General features: G+C 70.1%; 13 protein-coding genes. 4 read left to right on the top strand and 9 right to left on the bottom strand.

Annotated elements, in window-relative coordinates:
* Positions 1-39 precede the first annotated feature (39 nt).
* Positions 40-1,290: an acyl-CoA dehydrogenase family protein gene (locus FS845_RS10280; protein ID WP_144633923.1), complete on the top strand. Its 1,251-nt coding sequence runs from the start codon at positions 40-42 to the stop codon at positions 1,288-1,290.
* Between the two features lie 83 nt (positions 1,291-1,373).
* Here FS845_RS10280 and FS845_RS10285 read toward each other — a convergent pair whose 3' ends face one another.
* From FS845_RS10285 to FS845_RS10310, 7 genes are all read right to left on the bottom strand, one after another.
* Positions 1,374-2,159 carry a 2-keto-4-pentenoate hydratase gene (locus tag FS845_RS10285; RefSeq protein ID WP_144633926.1) on the bottom strand — a complete coding sequence of 262 codons (786 nt, stop codon included), beginning with the start codon at positions 2,157-2,159 and terminating at the stop codon, positions 1,374-1,376.
* Between the two features lie 45 nt (positions 2,160-2,204).
* On the bottom strand, positions 2,205-3,236 hold the full coding sequence (locus tag FS845_RS10290) for a DUF1963 domain-containing protein (RefSeq protein WP_144633929.1): 1,032 nt from the start codon (positions 3,234-3,236) through the stop codon (positions 2,205-2,207).
* A 71-nt stretch (positions 3,237-3,307) separates the two neighbouring features.
* Positions 3,308-5,185, bottom strand: a complete 1,878-nt coding sequence (locus tag FS845_RS10295; RefSeq protein ID WP_186332228.1) for a PAS domain-containing sensor histidine kinase — start codon at positions 5,183-5,185, stop codon at positions 3,308-3,310.
* Positions 5,186-5,380: 195 nt separating this feature from the next.
* Positions 5,381-5,551 (bottom strand): hypothetical protein, encoded by a 171-nt coding sequence (locus FS845_RS26485; protein WP_186332229.1) that lies wholly within the window; start codon positions 5,549-5,551, stop codon positions 5,381-5,383.
* 67 nt (positions 5,552-5,618) lie between these two features.
* Positions 5,619-6,581: an aldo/keto reductase gene (locus FS845_RS10300; protein ID WP_144633932.1), complete on the bottom strand. Its 963-nt coding sequence runs from the start codon at positions 6,579-6,581 to the stop codon at positions 5,619-5,621.
* A gap of 104 nt (positions 6,582-6,685) precedes the next feature.
* Positions 6,686-8,200 carry a putative bifunctional diguanylate cyclase/phosphodiesterase gene (locus FS845_RS10305; protein WP_186332230.1) on the bottom strand — a complete coding sequence of 505 codons (1,515 nt, stop codon included), beginning with the start codon at positions 8,198-8,200 and terminating at the stop codon, positions 6,686-6,688.
* Between the two features lie 214 nt (positions 8,201-8,414).
* Positions 8,415-9,527: a calcium:proton antiporter gene (locus tag FS845_RS10310; RefSeq protein WP_144633939.1), complete on the bottom strand. Its 1,113-nt coding sequence runs from the start codon at positions 9,525-9,527 to the stop codon at positions 8,415-8,417.
* Positions 9,528-9,750: 223 nt separating this feature from the next.
* Between FS845_RS10310 and FS845_RS10315 the strand changes: the two genes are divergently transcribed.
* Positions 9,751-10,341 carry a DUF4142 domain-containing protein gene (locus FS845_RS10315; RefSeq protein WP_260986232.1) on the top strand — a complete coding sequence of 197 codons (591 nt, stop codon included), beginning with the start codon at positions 9,751-9,753 and terminating at the stop codon, positions 10,339-10,341.
* A gap of 74 nt (positions 10,342-10,415) precedes the next feature.
* On the opposite strand, the gene FS845_RS10320 is transcribed toward FS845_RS10315, so the two are convergent.
* The gene (locus FS845_RS10320; RefSeq protein WP_144633941.1) at positions 10,416-12,290 is read right to left on the bottom strand and encodes an ABC transporter ATP-binding protein; all 1,875 of its coding nucleotides are present in this window, start codon (positions 12,288-12,290) and stop codon (positions 10,416-10,418) included.
* A 377-nt stretch (positions 12,291-12,667) separates the two neighbouring features.
* Positions 12,668-14,470 carry a uracil-xanthine permease family protein gene (locus FS845_RS10325; RefSeq protein ID WP_144633944.1) on the bottom strand — a complete coding sequence of 601 codons (1,803 nt, stop codon included), beginning with the start codon at positions 14,468-14,470 and terminating at the stop codon, positions 12,668-12,670.
* Positions 14,471-14,671: 201 nt separating this feature from the next.
* Between FS845_RS10325 and FS845_RS10330 the strand changes: the two genes are divergently transcribed.
* Both FS845_RS10330 and FS845_RS10335 read left to right on the top strand, forming a co-directional pair.
* On the top strand, positions 14,672-15,889 hold the full coding sequence (locus FS845_RS10330; RefSeq protein ID WP_144633947.1) for an acyl-CoA dehydrogenase family protein: 1,218 nt from the start codon (positions 14,672-14,674) through the stop codon (positions 15,887-15,889).
* A gap of 191 nt (positions 15,890-16,080) precedes the next feature.
* The gene (locus FS845_RS10335) at positions 16,081-16,893 is read left to right on the top strand and encodes a MetQ/NlpA family lipoprotein (protein WP_144633950.1); all 813 of its coding nucleotides are present in this window, start codon (positions 16,081-16,083) and stop codon (positions 16,891-16,893) included.
* Position 16,894 lies beyond the last annotated feature (1 nt).

Below are 16,894 nucleotides of genomic sequence, written 5' to 3' on the forward strand. Positions count from 1 at the left end.
GCCCGGCGTGAAGGGCACGCACATGCGAGAGGGAACCCCATGAACCATGCCGATACGACCGACGTGGACGCCGGCTCCGATGCCTGGGGCGCCGCGCCCAGCGCGCGCTACGAGGCGCTGGCGCAGCCCTGGCGCCCGCTGTTCGCGCGCATCCGCGCCGGCGCGGTCGAGCGCGACGTGCGGCATCGCCTGCCGCACGAGGAGATCGCCTGGCTGCGCGAGGCCGGCTTCGCCCGCGTGCGCCTGCCGGAGGAATACGGCGGCGCGGGGGCGACGCTGCCCGAATTGTTCGGCTTGCTGGTGGAGCTGGGCGCGGCCGACACCAACGTGGTGAATGCCTTGCGCGCCCACCTGGGCTTCGTCGAGGATGTGCTGACCTCGCACGAGACGCAGTGGCGCGCGCGCTGGCTGGATCGGCTGGCCGCCGGCACGCTGATCGGCGCGGGGCTGTCGGAAGCGGGCGGCGCCAGGGTCGGCACGTTCTCGACCCACCTGACGCGCGACGCCGGCGGCGTGCGGCTGGACGGGCAGAAGTTCTACACGACGGGGTCGCTGTTCGCGGACTGGATCGCGGTGGGCGCCCAGGACGGCGACGCGACCGTGTTCCTGCAGGTGCCGCGCACCGCGCCGGGCGTGGAGGTGCTGGACGACTGGGACGGCTTCGGCCAGGCCCTGACGGCCAGCGGCACCGCACGCTTCACGGACGTGCGCGTCCAGCCCGACTGGCTGCGCCCGTCGGCGGAGCGCTTCCCGTATGCCGTGCCGTTCTATCAACTGGTGCACCTGGCCTCGATCGCCGGCATCGGGCGGGCCCTGGCCGACGACGTGGCGCGGCGCGTGCGCCAGCGCGACCGCGTCTACAGCCATGGCAACGCGGCGCGCGTGTCGGAGGATCCGCAGATCCTGCAGGTGGTGGGACGGGTGCGCGGCGCGGCCTATGCCGCCCGCGCGATCGCGTTGCAGGCCGCGCGGGCCATCCAGGGCAGCCACGACGCCCACGCCGATCCCTGCGGCGACCAGGCGCGGCGCCTGCGAGCCACCACGCTGGCCCACGTGGAAGTGGACCAGTCCGTGTCGGTCATCACGAAGCTGGTATTGGATGCCAGCACCGAGCTGTTCGACGCGCTGGGCGCCTCGGCCACGCTGCGCACCGAGGGCCTGGACCGGTATTGGCGCAATGCGCGCACGATCGCCTCGCACAACCCGCGCATCTACCGCGAGCGCCAGGTGGGGGCGTATGCCGTCAACGGCACGGCGCCGCCGACCTCGTATCGGGTGGGGAAGGGCTGACGTCGCGGCAGAGCTCGGCGCGAGAGCGAACGCCCGCCGGTCCGGACCGCCGCGCGAGGCGGCCCGCCATCATCGGCCGGAAGTCAGGCCCGGGCCAGCGATGCGCGCAGTTCGCCGCCCGCGTAGACGCCCGCGATCGACACGCCGGCGCGCGGCAGGTCGAAGGGCTTGGCGATGGCGCCGGCGGTGACGATCTCGCCCTTGCGCAAGGTGATGCCGCGTTCGCAAGCGAAGTCGTACAGGTAGCGCAGCGAATCCAGCGGATACGACAGGTCGTCGCCTTCGAGCGCCTGCGCGTGCGGCACGCCGTCGACCTCGACGCGGGCGCTGGCGATCACGCCGTCGATGTCGCCGGCGGCAATTTCCGCGCCCAGCACGAAGGCGTCGAAGCCCACGCCGTCGCCGATGAAGCTGGGCAAGCCCACGGCACGGCGGTCCGTGAAGCGTGATTGCACCAGTTCGAAGGCCGGATGCGTGCTGGCCACGGCGTCCAGCACGTTGGCTGGCGCATCGCCCGGGGCGATGTCCCGCGCCAGCACGAAGGCGATCTCGAACTCGACGGTGAATGCAGTGTCGGGGCGGGTGAGGCGCACGGTGGCGCCGGCCGCATGGACGCGTGTTTTCAGCAGGCGGCCGATCAGCGGGCGCTTCAGCTGCGCGGCGCGCAGGCTGGCGGGGCTGCCCAGGCCCAGCTTCCAGCCCGCCGTGGGCGTGCCCAGCACGGCGACGAAGCGGTCCTGCAATTGGTACCCCTGGTCCAGGTCGGCCGGCCGCTGGTCGGCGGGCAGTTCCTTCAGTTGCGGCGCGCCGCGCCAGGCGGCGGCAAGCAGTTCGGCGGCGGGGGCGGGATCGTAGGCGGAGGTGTTCAAGCTTGTGCTTCCGGGATGGGGAATGCGCCGGCGGCGGCGCGGGAGTCAGGTCTGCTGGTAGACCGCGACCACCTGGTCGAAGCGGCGCTCGGCCAGGTCGTTGGAGCGTATCAGGAAATACACGGTGCCTTCGCTCAGGTCGCCGCCCCAGTCGGACAGGTCGACCTGCCACAGCAGGCGCCATTGCTGCGCCTGCGCATGGATGCGATCGAAGTGCGCATGCCATTCGTCGCGGCTCAGGTGCTGCTTGCCGAACTGGGTGACGACCACGGCGTCATAGCGCGGATCGCTCTGCTCGGGCAGCGGGCTGCCCAGCAGCTGGTGCCGCTTCCAGGCCGGCTCGGGATAGGACTCGCCCAGCTGGTCGAGCACGTCCCGGTAGGTATCGGAGAACGCGCCGTCGCCTTCGGCGGTTTGCCGTTTCATCAGCGGCTCGGCTTCGAGGGCCTCGGGATCGGGCAGGCGCAGCGCGTACTTCAGCGTCATGAAATGCGCGGGGGCGCCGTAGTTCGTGGCCAGGGCCTCGGATGGCTTCTGGCCGTACTTCACCATCATGTCGCGCAGTTCGCGCTGCTGGCGCTGCATGGCCTCGGCCAGGTCGGGCGGCATGGCCAGCGGCTTCAGGGCCTCGCGCGGGGTCTGGTCCCACAGCACGCGCGCCGGGCGCATGCCGGTCTCCCACGGGCCCACGGCCAGGTCATAGAAGAACAGCAGGCGGCCCTGGGCGGGCAGGGGCTTGGCGACCTCGCCCAGCGCATGCGCCTCGGCCAGGTCGATCTGGCCCATGAAGGCATAGGGCAGCCTGGCCTTCAGGTGCGCGCGCATCTCGGCGGCCGCCGCGTCGTTGCCCCGCCTGGCCAGGGCCTCGGGATCGGCCGGCGGTAAGGGCCGCGGCCATTCGGCGCCCGCCGGCAGGTCGGGCGTGCCGCCCAGGCGGGTGGCGCCCGGCGCCTTGGCCGCCTGCCTGGCGGGCTGCAGCACGATGGACGGCACCAGCGCCTGCGTGACGGCCTGGACCTGTTGCGCAGTGAGGTGCTCCTGCAGGGCATGCATGGCGTCGGCGGGCATGTCGAACATTGCGCGGGTCCTTGGCGTGGCGTCGGGGCGTGGCGCCCATTATAGGGAGCAGCGCCGCTCCCCGCCGCGATTCAACCCTTCCCCGGCCCCTGGCCGCGCGCCAGGTTGCGCTGCTGCTGGTTGCGCAGCACGTGGCGCACCTTGCGGGCCAGCGCCTCGCGCGTGTAGGGCTTGCTGAGCAGTTCGACCCCGGGGTCGAGCCGTCCCGAATGCACGATGGCATTCTCGGTATAGCCCGAAGTGAAAAGCACCGCCACGTTGGGCAGGCGCTGGCGCGTCTGGCGGGCCAGCTCGGGGCTGCGCAGCGGGCCGGGCATGACCACGTCGGTGAACAGCAGGTCGACGGGCGCGCCGCTCTCGACGATGGCCAGGGCGCTGACCGCGTCCTTGGCCTTGAGGATGCTGTAGCCCAGGTCGGACAGCATGGCCACGACGGTCTCGCGCACCTGTTCGTCGTCCTCGACCACCAGGATGGCCTCGGTGCCGCCCACCACCGGGCCCACCTCGGGCTCGACCACGTCCTCCTCGTCCTGCGCCACGCGAGGCAGGTAGATGCGCACCGTGGTGCCTTCGCCGGGTTCGCTGTAGATCTTGATGTGGCCGTTGGACTGCTTGACGAAGCCATACACCATGCTCAGGCCCAGGCCGGTGCCCTGGCCCTCGGGCTTGGTGGTGAAGAAGGGCTCGAATACGTGTTCCAGCACTTCGGACGACATGCCGGGGCCGGTGTCGGAGATGGCCAGCATCACGTACTCGCCGGGTTCGACGTCGGCATGGCGCGCGGCGTACACGTCGGTCAGGGCGGCGTTGCCCGCCTCGATGGTGAGCTTGCCGTGGCCGGCCATGGCATCGCGCGCGTTGATCGCCAGGTTCAGCACGGCGTTCTCGATCTGCGAGGTGTCGGCCAGCGTGTTCCAGAGGCCCGCGGAGGCGATGGTCTCGACCTCGATGCCCTCGCCCAGCGCGCGGCGCAGCATGTCGTCCATGCCGCGCACGAAGCGTCCCAGATTGACGACGGTGGGCGCCAAGGGCTGGCGCCGTCCGAAGGACAGCAGCTGCGAGGCCAGCTTGGAGCCGCGCGACACGCCGTTCAAGGCGTTGCGCAGGCGCGTCTGGGCGCGTTCGTTGCCGCTGGCCGCGATTTCCTTGACCAGCAGTTGCAGATTGCCGCCGATCACCTGCAGCAGGTTGTTGAAGTCATGGGCTACGCCGCCGGTGAGCTTGCCGATGGCCTCCATCTTCTGCGATTGGCGCAGCGCATACTCCATCTGCGCGCGCTCGTGGGCTTCGTCGCGCAGCCGGGTGTTGGCGGCTTCCAGGCTGGCGGTGCGCTCGGCCACCATGGCCTCGAGCGACTGGTTCATCTGGGCCTGGCGCTCGATGATCAACTGCAGCACGTGCGCGGCGTGTTCGCGGTCCGGGCTGACCCGGCCGGTGGCGGGGTCGGCCATGGCGGCCATGTCCTGCAGCTGCGCGATGGCCGCCTGCTGGCGGGAGGCCTCGCGCTCGTGCATCTTCTGGCCGGAGATGTCGCGCGCCTCGACGATCAGCAATTGCACGGTACCCTGATCGTCGCTGACGGGGGTGAGGGTGACGTCCACGTCGCGCAGCGCCTTGTCGCCCGCCTTGACGCACAGATGGGTGTCCCAGCGCACGGTCTCGCCCCGCGCGGCGCGCCGGATGGCGTCGCGCCAGCTGTCGCGGACGGACTCGGAGCCCTGCCACCAGCAGGTGTTCCAGAACGGCTTGCCGGAAATCTCGTCAAGCAGGATGCCGGCTTCCTGCATCGCGGCGGGGTTGATGTCCAGCACATTGCCGTCAGGGTCGAGCACGCCCGCAAACTGGGTGAGGCTATCCAGCACGATACGGGCCAGCTTGTGGCGGCGCTGCTCGGCAGTGTCGTCGAGATAGAGCGTCGTGCCGCGCACGGTGACGGGGAAGGCGGACATAGGCAGACGGGACCTTGCGTAAGGGCAAATAGCGGCCGGTGGAACGATTACACCCCAAGGGGGCGCCTCAGGCATCAGAGGCGGCATCCGGTTGTGGCAAATCGTCACCGGCGGTGCCGGCGCATCGTGCATCGCGGACACGGAAAGCGCCAGCGTAGCAGCCCCAGCAAGCGGCGTGCCGGGGAATTGCGGCAATCAGTGGCCCGTATCGGGGTAATTGGGGCCCGGGTCGCTGAAGCCGCCGTTGCTGTAGGGATTGGCGGCGCCGGGGTGCGGCGGGCCGGGATGGGAGAAGTCCTGGTTGGCGCAGCCGGCCAGCAGGCCGGAAAGCGCCAGGGCGGAAATGGCGAGGACGCGAGCGATCATGCGGGTCTCCTGAAAAAGGACCGTCCCCCCATTGTGGCCCTTTGCGCAGCGCGGTCAAATCGGCGCGTCAGGCGCCGGCGCTGGCCTTCTCCAGCACCGCCATGTCGGCCGGCGACAGCGTCAGCGCCGCGGCGCGCGCGAAGCTCTCGACCTGCTGGCGGCGCGTGGCGCTGGCGATGGGCGCGGTGACGCCCTCGCGCGCCATCAGCCAGGCCAGTGCCACCTCGGCCGGCTTGGCGTCCTGGCTTTCCGCCACCTGGTCCAGGGCGTCCAGGATGGCCATGCCGCGCGGATTCAGATATTTCTTCTCGATGCCGGCGCCGCGCGCGCTTTGCGACAGGTCGGCGCGGCCGCGGTACTTGCCCGACAGGAAGCCCGAGGCCAGGCTGTAGTAGGTGACCACGCCCAGGCCCTCGCGCAGGCACAGTTCGCGCAGCGGGCCGTCGAACGACGCGCGGTCGTACAGGTTGTATTCCGGCTGCAGCACCTGATAGGCGGGCAGGCCGTGCTGGCGCGCGGTCTCCTGGGCGGCGAACAGCAGTTCGGCGTCGTAGTTGGAGGCGCCGATGGCGCGGATCTTGCCGGCGCGCAGAAGCTTGTCGTACGCGCCCAGGGTTTCGTCGTGCGCGCTGTCGGGATCGGGCCAGTGCGAGAAATACAGATCGATGGCCTCGACGCCCAGCCGCGCCAGCGAGTCTTCCACGGCGCGCAGGATCCACTTGGCCTTCAGCCCCTTGTGGCCGGGCCGGCCCAGGTCGGAGCCCACCTTGGTGAAGATGACGACCTTGTCGCGCATGGCGGGACGGGCCTTCAGCCACTTGCCGATGATGGTCTCGGATTCGCCGCCCTGGTTGCCCTCGGCCCAGCGCGAATAGACGTCCGCCGTGTCGATGGCGTTGAAGCCGTGGTCGATGAAGGCGTCGAGCACGTCGAAACTGGCGGCCTCATCGATGGTCCAGCCGAACACGTTGCCGCCTAACACCAACGGCGCGATGTCCAGGCCGGTCTTTCCCAAGGGACGTTTCTGCATGCGTGTACTCCTGCTCGAGTGGGGGAAGGCCGGACGCCTCGTGGCGTCCGCCGCGGTGTTTTCCAGCATACCGCGCGGCGCTGAACCCGCAATGAACGGGCCCGTCAGGCCGTGCGGAAGTAGTCCAGCGTGCGGCCCGCGTTCACGGACAGGTCGCCGGCCTGGCCTTCCTGCACGCCGGAATCCAGCAGGTCGGGCGTGGCGCGGCCCACGCCGTCCGCGCTCACCACGGTGCCCAGACCCTGGCCCAGCCCGACCAGCGCGCGCACCAGCCGCGCGTTGGATTCGTCGTCCATGTGCTCGACCAGGCGGCGGTCGATCTTGACCTTGTCGAAGCGGAACTCGCGCATGTGGTACAGGTTGGAATAGCCCGTGCCGAAGTGGTCCAGCGCGATGCGCACGCCGGCTTGTTGCAGGGGATCGATCAGGCCGCGCGCGGCGCGCGGGTCCTGCACGACCATGTTCTCGGGAATGTCGACCTGCAGCCGCGCGGGCGCCAGGCCGGCCTGCCGCAGCCGCTGCAGGATGCCGGCGGCCAGCTGCCTGTCCTTCAGTTGGCCGGGCAGGACGTTGATGGCCAGCGTGACGTCGTCGGGCCATTGCAGGGCCACGGCGCAGGCCTGCTCCAGCAGCCGCTCGGCCAGTAGGTGGACCAACCCGGTTTCCTCCGCGGTGGGCAGGAAGCGTTCGGGCGGCAGTTCCTCGCCATCATCCGCGACCCAGTACGGCGTGGCCTCGAAGCCCACGATGCGGCCGGACTGCAGATCGTGCGTCGGCACGAAGCGCGGCTGCACGCGGCCGGCCAGGATGGCGTCCTTCAGCAAGCGCTCGAGCTGCGCGCGTTCCTGCACCAGCCGGTCCATCTCTTCCTCGAAGAACCGAAACGCCGAGCGGCGCTCCGACTTGGCGCGGTACAGCGCCACGTCGGCCTTGCGCACCGCCTCTTCCGCCGTCGCGGCATTGCCGGGCAGCAGCGTGATGCCGATGCCCACGCCGATGGAGTGCGAGCCGCCGCCCGCCGGCAGCGGCTCGGCAAGCCCCTGGATGACGCGCAGCGCGATGCCCGACGCCGACTCCGGCCCGGTCAGGTGCTGGGCGAGGATGACGAACTCGTCGCCGCCCAGCCGCGCCACCATCTCGCCGGCGCGCACCGCGCCCAGCAGGCGTTGCGCCACGACGACCAGCACGGCATCGCCCACGTCGTGGCCGCGCACGTCGTTGACCTGCTTGAAGCCGTTCAGGTCGAGCATGAGCACGGCATGCACCGCGCCGGCCGAGGGCGGCGAGGCCACCGCCACGCGCAGCGCTTCCTCGAACTGGCGGCGGTTGGGCAGGCCGGTCAGCGGATCCTGGTAGGCCAGTTCGCGCGCCTGGCGCTCGGCCTGGCGGCGCTGCGCCATTTCGCGCTTCTGTTCGCGATAGCGCCGCAGCGAGAAGATCAACAGGCCCAGCATCAGCACGCCGCCGACCAGCAGCATCTCGTCCAGTTCGACGATCCGTTCGTCCGCGCTGGTGCTGCCTTCGGTCAGGAACAGGTCGAATTCGACGCAGAGGTAGGCGAGCACCGCGATGACGGCGGCCAGCATGCCCAGGTCGGTCAGGGTGACGCGGTGCTTCATGACGAACCGCCTTGCGCGCGCCAGGGCGCCTGGGCGCGCGGGTGCGTCCTCGTTTCCGGGAAGAGATCGGCCGGCGCGGGCCTGCAGCAAAGGTGGTTCATTCATCGAGGCCTCGACAGGAGGAGGCAAAAGAAAAGTCAGGCGGACATTTGCCGCAGATTCTCCGCGCCTGGCAAGGGCGGTCAAGCCCCGTTGCCGTCGTGGCGCCCGGCGCCTACAGCCCCATCATCGTCAACACCACGAATGTCGCGAACAGCACGAAATGGGTCATGCCTTCGATGGCGTTGGTCTGGCCGTCGTTCAGGTTGATGGCGGCCACGATCAGGGTGACCAGCATCATCACGGTCTGCAACGGGGTCATCGCCATCTGGAAGGGCTGGCCGTTGTACAGGGCCAAAGCCTCCATCAGCGGCACGGTCAGGATGACGGTGGCCAGCGACGCGCCCATCGCGATGTTGACCACCGACTGCATGCGGTTGGCCAGGGCGGCACGCAGCGCGGTAAGGATCTCGGGGCTGGCCGAGATCACCGCCACCACCAGCGCGGGCAGGGCCGGCGGCGCGGCGATGCCCTGCAGCGTCCTGCCCAGCGTCTGCGACATCACCTCGGACAGCGCGCCGATCACGACGAGGCCCGCCACCAGCACGCCGGCCGATGCGCCGATGGGTTGCGGTTCGGCCGGCGGATCGACGGCGTCCGCCGCCGCGGGGCGCGCGCGCCGACGCGGCTTGTCGGGATAGCTGTAGCTGAAGAAATAGCTGTGCGGCCCGGTCTGCATGCGCAGGAACACCGCGTACAGCGTGATCATCGCCACGATGGTGAAGCCCGAGTACACGTGCCACGCATGCCGGGGAATGAACTCCGGCACCACCATGGACACGGTGATGGCGGTGAGGATCATCACGCCGTAGGTGCGGCCGGAGTCGTCGTTGTAGGATTGCTCGCCATGCTTGATGCCGCCCATCAGCGCGGCCAGGCCGAGGATGCCGTTGATGTCCAGCATGACCGCGGCGTAGATCGTGTCGCGCACCAGCGTCGGCGAATTCTGGTTGGACATGACGATGGCCAGCACCATCACCTCGACCACCACGGCGGACAGCGTCAGCACCATGGTGCCGTAGGGATCGCCCACGCGCTGCGCGATGTGCTCGGCGTGGGCCGCCACCCGCAGCGAGGCGCAGATGATGGCGGCCACGAGCACCGCCGTGGCCACGCCGGCCACCAGACCTCCGTTATGCAACAGCGGTTCTTCGACGGCATAGGCGCAGACCGCGCCGGCCGCCGCGATCCACAGCAGGGTTTCTTCCTTGGCCAGGCGCGACAGCATGCGGGAGACTCCAGGAGCGGGCCGGCGGCGCGGCCGGCGGACGAGGGGCAGGGCACGGGCAAGGATGCCATGCCGTGGCACGGTGCGCAAAAAGCATGCCCCGGCGGGCGGCTTGCGCAGATCGGGCGAGGCTGGGCACGGCGGTTGCTAAGGGGAGTGACCGGCCGCGGCGGCCCGCACGGGCGTCCGCGGTGATCCGGCCGACCTTTGGGAGAAATCAACGATGAAACTGCACACCCTGGCTTTGAGCATCCTGGCGGGTACCACGATGGCCCTGGCGCAACCCGCCTTCGCGCAGAAGGCGCCCACGACGACCGCGCCGGCCGAGAGCTCGGCCAGCCCCGCCGGCACGCAGAAACTGGACAGCTCGGACCGCGATTTCCTGGAGAATGCGGCGCAGGCCGGCCATCTGGAGATCGAAGGCAGCAAGCTGGCCGCCACGAAGGCCAAATCGGCCGACGTGAAGTCGTTCGCTGAAAAAATGATCGCCGACCATGGCAAGGTTGGGCAGGAACTGGACGCCCTGGCCAAGAGCAAGGGCTACACGCCGCCCACCGAGCCTTCGATGATGCAGAAGGCCAAGCTGAAGGCCCTGGACGTGCGTGACGAAAGCTTCGACAAGGCCTATGCCGACTCGATCGGCGTGTCGGCCCACGAAGATGCGGTGGAGCTGTTCACCAAGGCCTCGAAGGAAGCCAAGGACGCTGACGTGAAGGCCTTCGCTGCCAAGACGCTGCCGGCCCTGCAGGAACACCTGAACATGGGCAAGGAACTGCAGAAGAAGGTCGGCGACGCCGACAAGGCCAAGCAGTAAGCATCGCCCGCGCATGCCTTCCGATGGCTGCCCGCCCGCGAGGGCGGGCCGGCGGCCCCGGGGCCGCCCGACCCCTACGCCGGCAGCCCCGGCGTGTCGTCCTCGTAGTCGGCCTCGGCAGGCGCCGGTGGCTGGGCGCCGTCGTCCAGCATCAGGCCGCGCGTCAGCTCGAGCGCCTGGCGCTCGAACAGGCGGCGGTATAGGCCGTTGGGCAACCGGATCAGCGATTCGTGGTTGCCCTCTTCGACGACCCGTCCGTGGTCCAGCACCAGGAGCCTGTCCAATGCGCGCACGGTCGAAAGGCGATGCGCCACGACCAGCGTGGTGCGGCCGACCATCAACCGCTCCATGGCTTGCTGGATCAGCACTTCGCTTTCGCTATCCAGGCTCGACGTCGCCTCGTCCAGGATCAGGATGGGCGCGTCGGCCAGGAAGGCGCGCGCGATCGCCACGCGCTGGCGTTCGCCGCCCGACAGCTTGATCCCGCGTTCCCCCACCAGCGTGTCGTAGCCCTTGGGCAGCGCCTCGATGAACTCGTGTGCGCTGGCCAGCCTTGCCGCGGCCTCGATCTCGGCACGCGTGGCGCCGGGCCGTGCATACGCGATGTTGTCGGCTAGCGTGCGGTGGAACAGGACCGGCTCCTGTTGCACGATGGCGATCTGGCCGCGCAACGAGTCCTGGCGCACCGCGGCGATGTCCTGCCCGTCGATGGTGATGGCGCCGCCGTTGATGTCGTACAGCCGCTGGATCAGCTTGATGAAGGTGGTCTTGCCCGAACCCGAGTGACCCACCAGGCCGACGCGTTCGCCCGGCGCGATGCGGATCGAGAAGTCGTCGTACAGCGGCCGCGGATGATTGCCGTAGCGGAACGTGACGTGGTCGAAGCGGATCTCGCCCTGGCCGATGCGGATGGCCGGTGCGCCGGGCGCGTCGTCGATGCCCAGCGGCTGGGCGTCCAGCGACACCAGCTCTTCCATGTCGTTGACCGAGCGCTGCAGGTTGCGGATGTGCATGCCGACCTCGCGCAGGTAGCCTTCGAGGATGAAGAACATGGTCAGCGCGAACGTGATGTCGCCGACCGTGGCCTCCTTGCGTACCCATAGCAGCAGCGCCACGCCCAGGATGGCGGCCTGCATGGCGGTCAGCATCAGGCCCTGCAGGCCGCCGTTGAGCGTGCCGCGCTTCCAGGTGCGGCGCGTGCGCGAGCGCCACTTGTCGATGACGCGGCCCAGCCGTTCCTCCTCGCGCGATTCGGCGCCGAAGGCCTTGACCACCGGGTTGCAGCTGATGGCGTCGGCCAGCGCGCCGCCCATGCGGGTATCCCACGCATTGGCCAGGCGGGCCGACGGCGCGACGAAGCCCAGCGACACCGCGCAGGTGATGCCGATGTACAGCAGCGAGCCGATGCCGACCACCACGCCCATCACGGGCCAGTGCCAGCCCAGCAGCAGGGTGGCGCCCAGCAGCATGGCCACGGACGGCAGCAGCGCCACCAGCAGCGTGTCGTTCAGCAGGTCCAGCGCCCACATGCCGCGCGTGATCTTGCGCACCGTCGAGCCGGCGAAGCTGTTGGCATGCCAGTCGGTGGAGAAGCGCTGCACCTTGTGGAAGGCGTTGCGCGCGATGTCGCTCATCATGCGCAGCGTCAGGCTGATGATGTTCATGTAGACGAACTGGCGCAGCACGGTGCCGGCCAGGCTCAGGCCGGTCAGCGCCCAGAAGGCGGCGATGGCCGCGTTCCAGGCAGCGGCCTGCCCGCCCGCGCCCGACGCCAGCGCGTCGACCAGGCGGCCGGCGTACAACGGCGTCAGCACGTCGGACAGGGCGGCCAGCAGCATCAGCGACGCGATGGCGCCGATGCGCAGCGGCTGTTCCAGCCAATGGCGGAAGGTAAAACCAAGGACGTCCTTGAAGACTTGTCCACGGAAATCGAGTTTTCTGCGAGTCATGACTGCGCCCCGCCGGCGTCGTGCGCCATGGGGCTTCCTTGTGCGAAAAACGGACACGGCCGCATTGGGGCGGCGGAATACGGGCTGGAAGTGCGGTGGGCTGGCGCGGCGGACCGCGTGCGCCCGGGCTGCGGGGCGGATAGGCGAGGACCGGGTGGGGTCGGACCTAATGCCGCGGCATGGGACGTGGGAAGGCGATACGTACGGTGAGCATGACACGCCTCCTGGTTGGGGATGAAGGATACCGGCGCCTGGGACCAGGCCTGCGCGCCGTGGAGTCGGCGCGCGCTTGCCACAGGCGATGCCGCAAGCGCGGCCTAGGGATTGTACTAGGTTGCGTGGCCTGTCGGCAAGGCCGGCCGGCCGCGCGTGGGCGCTCAGTGGTCGAAATGCAACCGGAAATACGCCTGTCCGTTGCGCTGGCCGGCGCTCAGCCGGTCGGCCAGGCGTTGCAGCAGCACGGCGGAGACGCCCGGCAGCGCGCGGTCCAGCGCGGCCTGGAAGGCCTCGTCGTCGGCGTCCAGCAGGTCTGCCGGGGCGGGGGCGTGGCCCGCCAGCTGCAAGGGCGCGCCGCTGTGCAGCAGTTCCAGGTCGAGGTTGTATTCGTCGAAGCTGCCGCGGATGCGCGCCACCTGCCGGCCGCCGCCCGCGGCCGCGATGGCCTCGGCGGCTTCCAGCGCGGCCGCCGCGGCGCGGCGCACCACGTCGCGGCGCGCGCCCCAGGCCGCGCCCTGGGTCTCGACGAAATCGACCAGCGCGCCGGCCAGTCCGCCCGCGACGGGATGCGGCGCATGCCGCGCCGTGTCGTCGGGCAGCGCGGCCAGGTCGCGCTGGGCACGCCGCGACGTGCCCAGCCGGAACACCAGGTTCAGCACGATGGCCACCAGCCCCGACACGATGACGCCGCTTTCCACCAGGAAGCGCATCGCGGGCGGGAAGTGGCCGGGCAGGCCCGGTACCAGCATCACGCCCACGCCGGCCACGAAGGACAGGCCCACCATGAAGGTGCCGCGCGCGTCGATGGCGCGCGAGGCGATGAGTTCGACGCCCGAGACGATGAGATAGGCGGCGGCATAGATCTCCACCGCGCCGATCACCGGCGTGGGGATGAGCGTCAGCGCCAGCATGGACTTGGGCACCAGCGCCATCAGGGCCAGCAGGGCGCCGGCGGCCAGGCCGACATAGCGCGAGGTGGAGCGGCTGATGTGGGCCAGCGCGATATTGGCCGACGAGGTCACGCTGGGATAGCCGCCGAAGAAGCCCGCGGCCATGTTGGCCAGCGAGCCGGCGCGCATGCCGCGGCCCACCATGCGCATGTCGGCGCGGCGCCAGTCGGCATCGTCCATCTTGTCCAGCAGGATGGCGGTGCCCAGCGTGTCCAGCTGCACCATCACCGACAGCAGCGCCACGGCCACCAGCAGGCCGGGATCCACGCCGAACACCGGCGTCACCAACGAGGGCAGCGCGAAGTAGGGCGCCGCGGCCAGTTCCTCGCCGCCGTGCAGGTGTCCCAGCGCGCCCGACAGCGCCACGCCGGCCAGCACGCCCGTCAGCAGCGCAAAGAGTTTCATGCGGCGCGAGCCCCATACCGACAGGGCCACGATGACGGCCAGCGTGACGCCGCCCACCAGCAGGCTGCCGCCGTCGAAGTCGTTGCCGTGCAGGCCGGCGGTGTGCTGCAGCGCCGGCGCGATCAGCGACAACCCGGTGACGCAGACCACCACGCCCGCCACGGTGGGCGGGAACAGCGCGCGCAGGCGCGGAATGACCTGTCCGATGAACAGGCCCACCAGGCCGTTGACGATGCCCGCCAGCACCAGCCCGCCTGGCCCGTACTGCACCAGCAGCGTGCCGGCGATCATGACGATGATGGCGTCGGGCATGTGCACGATCAGCGCGCCCGCGCCGGTTCGGCCGCCCCAGGCCTGCAGGAAAGTCGCCAGGCCCATGCCCAGCACGGTGGCCGTGACCAGGCTGCTGGTGTCCTGCACCGACAGGCCCGCGATGCGGGCGCTGGCCAGCACGTAGGCGATCAGGCCCAGCGCGGTGGCGGCATGCTGCACGGCCAGGCCCAGCAGGGCGCCCGTGCCGGGACGTTCGTCGGCGGCATAGACCAGGTCGGGCGGACGGCGCCGCGAGGCGGACGACGGAGGCAGGCGCAGGCGGGACAGGAGCGGCATGGTGGGCGGCACGGGGAAAGGGGGCGGAACCGGGCCGTATTATCGGCGCATTGCGCGCACGGCGAGAATGTCGTTTTCCCGGACGTGCACGCGGCCGCCGCCGGGCGCATAAGCAATCGCCTTTTTCTTAGTCGTGCCCCGCGTCCCGATCCCGCACACTGCCCGCAATCGTCATCGCATCGGCAAGGAGGCCGTACGCACATGGACACGATACTGGGCATCGAAGGCGCGACCCGCCGACGGGCCGCGCTGGCACAGTTGCCGGAGCTGGCCCGCCGCATCGGCGAGGACGCCGCCGCGCGCGAGGCGCGCCGCGAGCTGCCGCATTTCGCCTTCGTGCTGTTCCGCGATTCGGGGCTGGGCGCGCTGCGCATTCCGGCCGAGCAGGGCGGACTGGGAGGATCGCTGGAGGACGTGTTCGACGTCATCGCCACGCTGGCCGCCGAGGAATCCAACGTGGCGCACGCGCTGCGGCTGCACTTCGACGTGACGGAGACGCTGTTGCTGGGCCCGCGCAACGCGCATGCCGAGCTGCAGGTGCAGCGCGTGCTGGAAGGCGCGATCTACGGCGGCGCGGCCACCGAGCTGGGCACGGCGCGGCCGGGACAGATCGAGACGACGCTGACGCGCCATGGCGACCATTACCGCGTCACGGGCCGCAAGTACTACGCCACGGGCACGGCGTTCTCGGACTATGCGCGCGTCAACCTGCGCGACGAGGAAGACCGCAGCGTGGTGGCCTTCATCCCGGTGGCGCGCCAAGGCGTGCGCGTGCTGGACGACTGGGACGGCATGGGCCAGCGCATGACGGCCAGCGGCACGCTGGAACTGGACGACGTGCGCGTGGAGCCGCACGAGGTCCTGCCGCGCGAGTCCGGCAACCTGCTGGGCCGCCATACCGGCGCGTTGCGGCAGCTGCATCTGGTGGCCGTGGCCGCGGGCATCGTGCGGCGCGTGTTCCGCGATGCGCGCGACTACGTGCTGGCGCACGGGCGGCCCGTGCAGCACAGTCCTGCGGCCACCGCGCGAGAGGACGGCTTCGTGCAGCACGTGGTGGGCGAACTGGCGGCGCAGAGCCTGGCCATCGACACGCTGGTGCGCGAGAACGCGCGCACGCTGGACCGGTCGGCCAACGCCATCGCGGCGGACGCGCCGGATGCCGAGGCGCTGGTGCTGGACAGCGCGCTGGTCACGGCCAAGACGCAGCTGATCGTGTCGCAGCTGGCGCTGCGCGCGGGCGAGCGCCTGTTCGACGCGGGCGGCGCCTCGATGACGGCCGCGCGGCACAACTTCGACCGGCACTGGCGCAACCTTCGTACCGTGGCCAGCCACAACCCGCTGTCGCACAAGACGCGCGTGCTGGGCGACTACCACCTCAACGGCACCACCGTGCACCTGGAGGAAGGCAAGGTGTTCTGACGGTTCGCGGCTGCCGCGGCAAGGGGCGATGGGCGCGCGGTCCGCGCGGGACGGCCCCTACATAACTTCCAGCCATTGCACGGCCTTGCAAGCGCGGCTGCCGCATATATCCACATACCGACTAAGTATTTTTCGGCGTCCATGCCGCGGTGCAGAATCCCTTCGATCCAATACGAAACGAAGGGTTTGCGATGCATAAGGTTATGCGCGTGCTGGCGGGTGCGATGGTCATGGCGGCGCTGTCCGCATCGGCCGGCGCGGCCGACAAGGGCGCGGACAAGAACGCCATCAAGGTCGGCGTGTCCGTGGGCACGGGCGAGAAGATCTTCGAAGTGGTCAAGCGCGTCGCGCAACGCGACGGCCTGGAGATCGACGTGGTGGTGTTCAACGACTACCAGCTGCCCAACGCGGCCCTGGCGGCCGGCGACCTGGACGCCAATGCCTTCCAGCACAAGCCCTTCCTGGACAACCAGATCAAGACGCGCGGCTACGACCTCGTGCCCGTGGGCCTGACCGTGACCGCACCGCTGGGCTTCTACTCGCGCAAGATCAAGGCGCTGCAGGACTTGCCGGAAGGCGCGTCGGTGGGCATCCAGAACGATCCGTCCAACGGCAACCGCGCCTTGCTGCTGCTGCAGGCCTACAAGCTGATCACGCTCAGGCCCGAGGCCGTCAGCGCCAACACCGCGACCCCTCAGGACGTGACCGCCAATCCGCGCCGCCTGAAGCTGGTGCCGCTGGACGCGGCGCAACTGCCGCGCTCGCTGGACGACCTGACCGCCGCGTCGATCAACAACGACTACGCCACGCAGGCCGGCCTGGTGCCGGCGCGGGACGCCATCGGCCGCGAATCGCCGACGGGGCCCTACGCCAACCTGATCGCGGTGCGCCGCGCGGACCAGGACGCGCCCTGGGCCAGGCGCCTGGTGCGAGCCTATCAATCGCCCGAGGTGCGGCAGTTCATCGAGACCGAGTTCAAGGGCTCGCTGGTGCCCGCGTTCTGAC

Source organism: Bordetella genomosp. 13 (assembly GCF_007679965.1).
In the GTDB taxonomy this organism is placed as follows: Bacteria; Pseudomonadota; Gammaproteobacteria; order Burkholderiales; family Burkholderiaceae_B; genus Bordetella.

Excerpts from the sequence above, each read along its gene's own strand:
- FS845_RS10310 (WP_144633939.1), bottom strand. The coding sequence starts at position 9,527 with ATGCTGTCGCGCCTGGCCAAGGAAGAAACCCTGCTGTGGATCGCGGCG.
- FS845_RS10300 (WP_144633932.1), bottom strand. The coding sequence starts at position 6,581 with ATGCAGAAACGTCCCTTGGGAAAGACCGGCCTGGACATCGCGCCGTTG.
- FS845_RS10290 (WP_144633929.1), bottom strand. The coding sequence starts at position 3,236 with ATGTTCGACATGCCCGCCGACGCCATGCATGCCCTGCAGGAGCACCTC.
- FS845_RS10320 (WP_144633941.1), bottom strand. The coding sequence starts at position 12,290 with ATGACTCGCAGAAAACTCGATTTCCGTGGACAAGTCTTCAAGGACGTC.
- FS845_RS10305 (WP_186332230.1), bottom strand. The coding sequence starts at position 8,200 with ATGAAGCACCGCGTCACCCTGACCGACCTGGGCATGCTGGCCGCCGTC.
- FS845_RS10335 (WP_144633950.1), top strand. The coding sequence starts at position 16,081 with ATGCATAAGGTTATGCGCGTGCTGGCGGGTGCGATGGTCATGGCGGCG.
- FS845_RS10295 (WP_186332228.1), bottom strand. The coding sequence starts at position 5,185 with ATGTCCGCCTTCCCCGTCACCGTGCGCGGCACGACGCTCTATCTCGAC.
- FS845_RS10280 (WP_144633923.1), top strand. The coding sequence starts at position 40 with ATGAACCATGCCGATACGACCGACGTGGACGCCGGCTCCGATGCCTGG.
- FS845_RS10330 (WP_144633947.1), top strand. The coding sequence starts at position 14,672 with ATGGACACGATACTGGGCATCGAAGGCGCGACCCGCCGACGGGCCGCG.
- FS845_RS10315 (WP_260986232.1), top strand. The coding sequence starts at position 9,751 with ATGAAACTGCACACCCTGGCTTTGAGCATCCTGGCGGGTACCACGATG.
- FS845_RS10325 (WP_144633944.1), bottom strand. The coding sequence starts at position 14,470 with ATGCCGCTCCTGTCCCGCCTGCGCCTGCCTCCGTCGTCCGCCTCGCGG.
- FS845_RS26485 (WP_186332229.1), bottom strand. The coding sequence starts at position 5,551 with ATGATCGCTCGCGTCCTCGCCATTTCCGCCCTGGCGCTTTCCGGCCTG.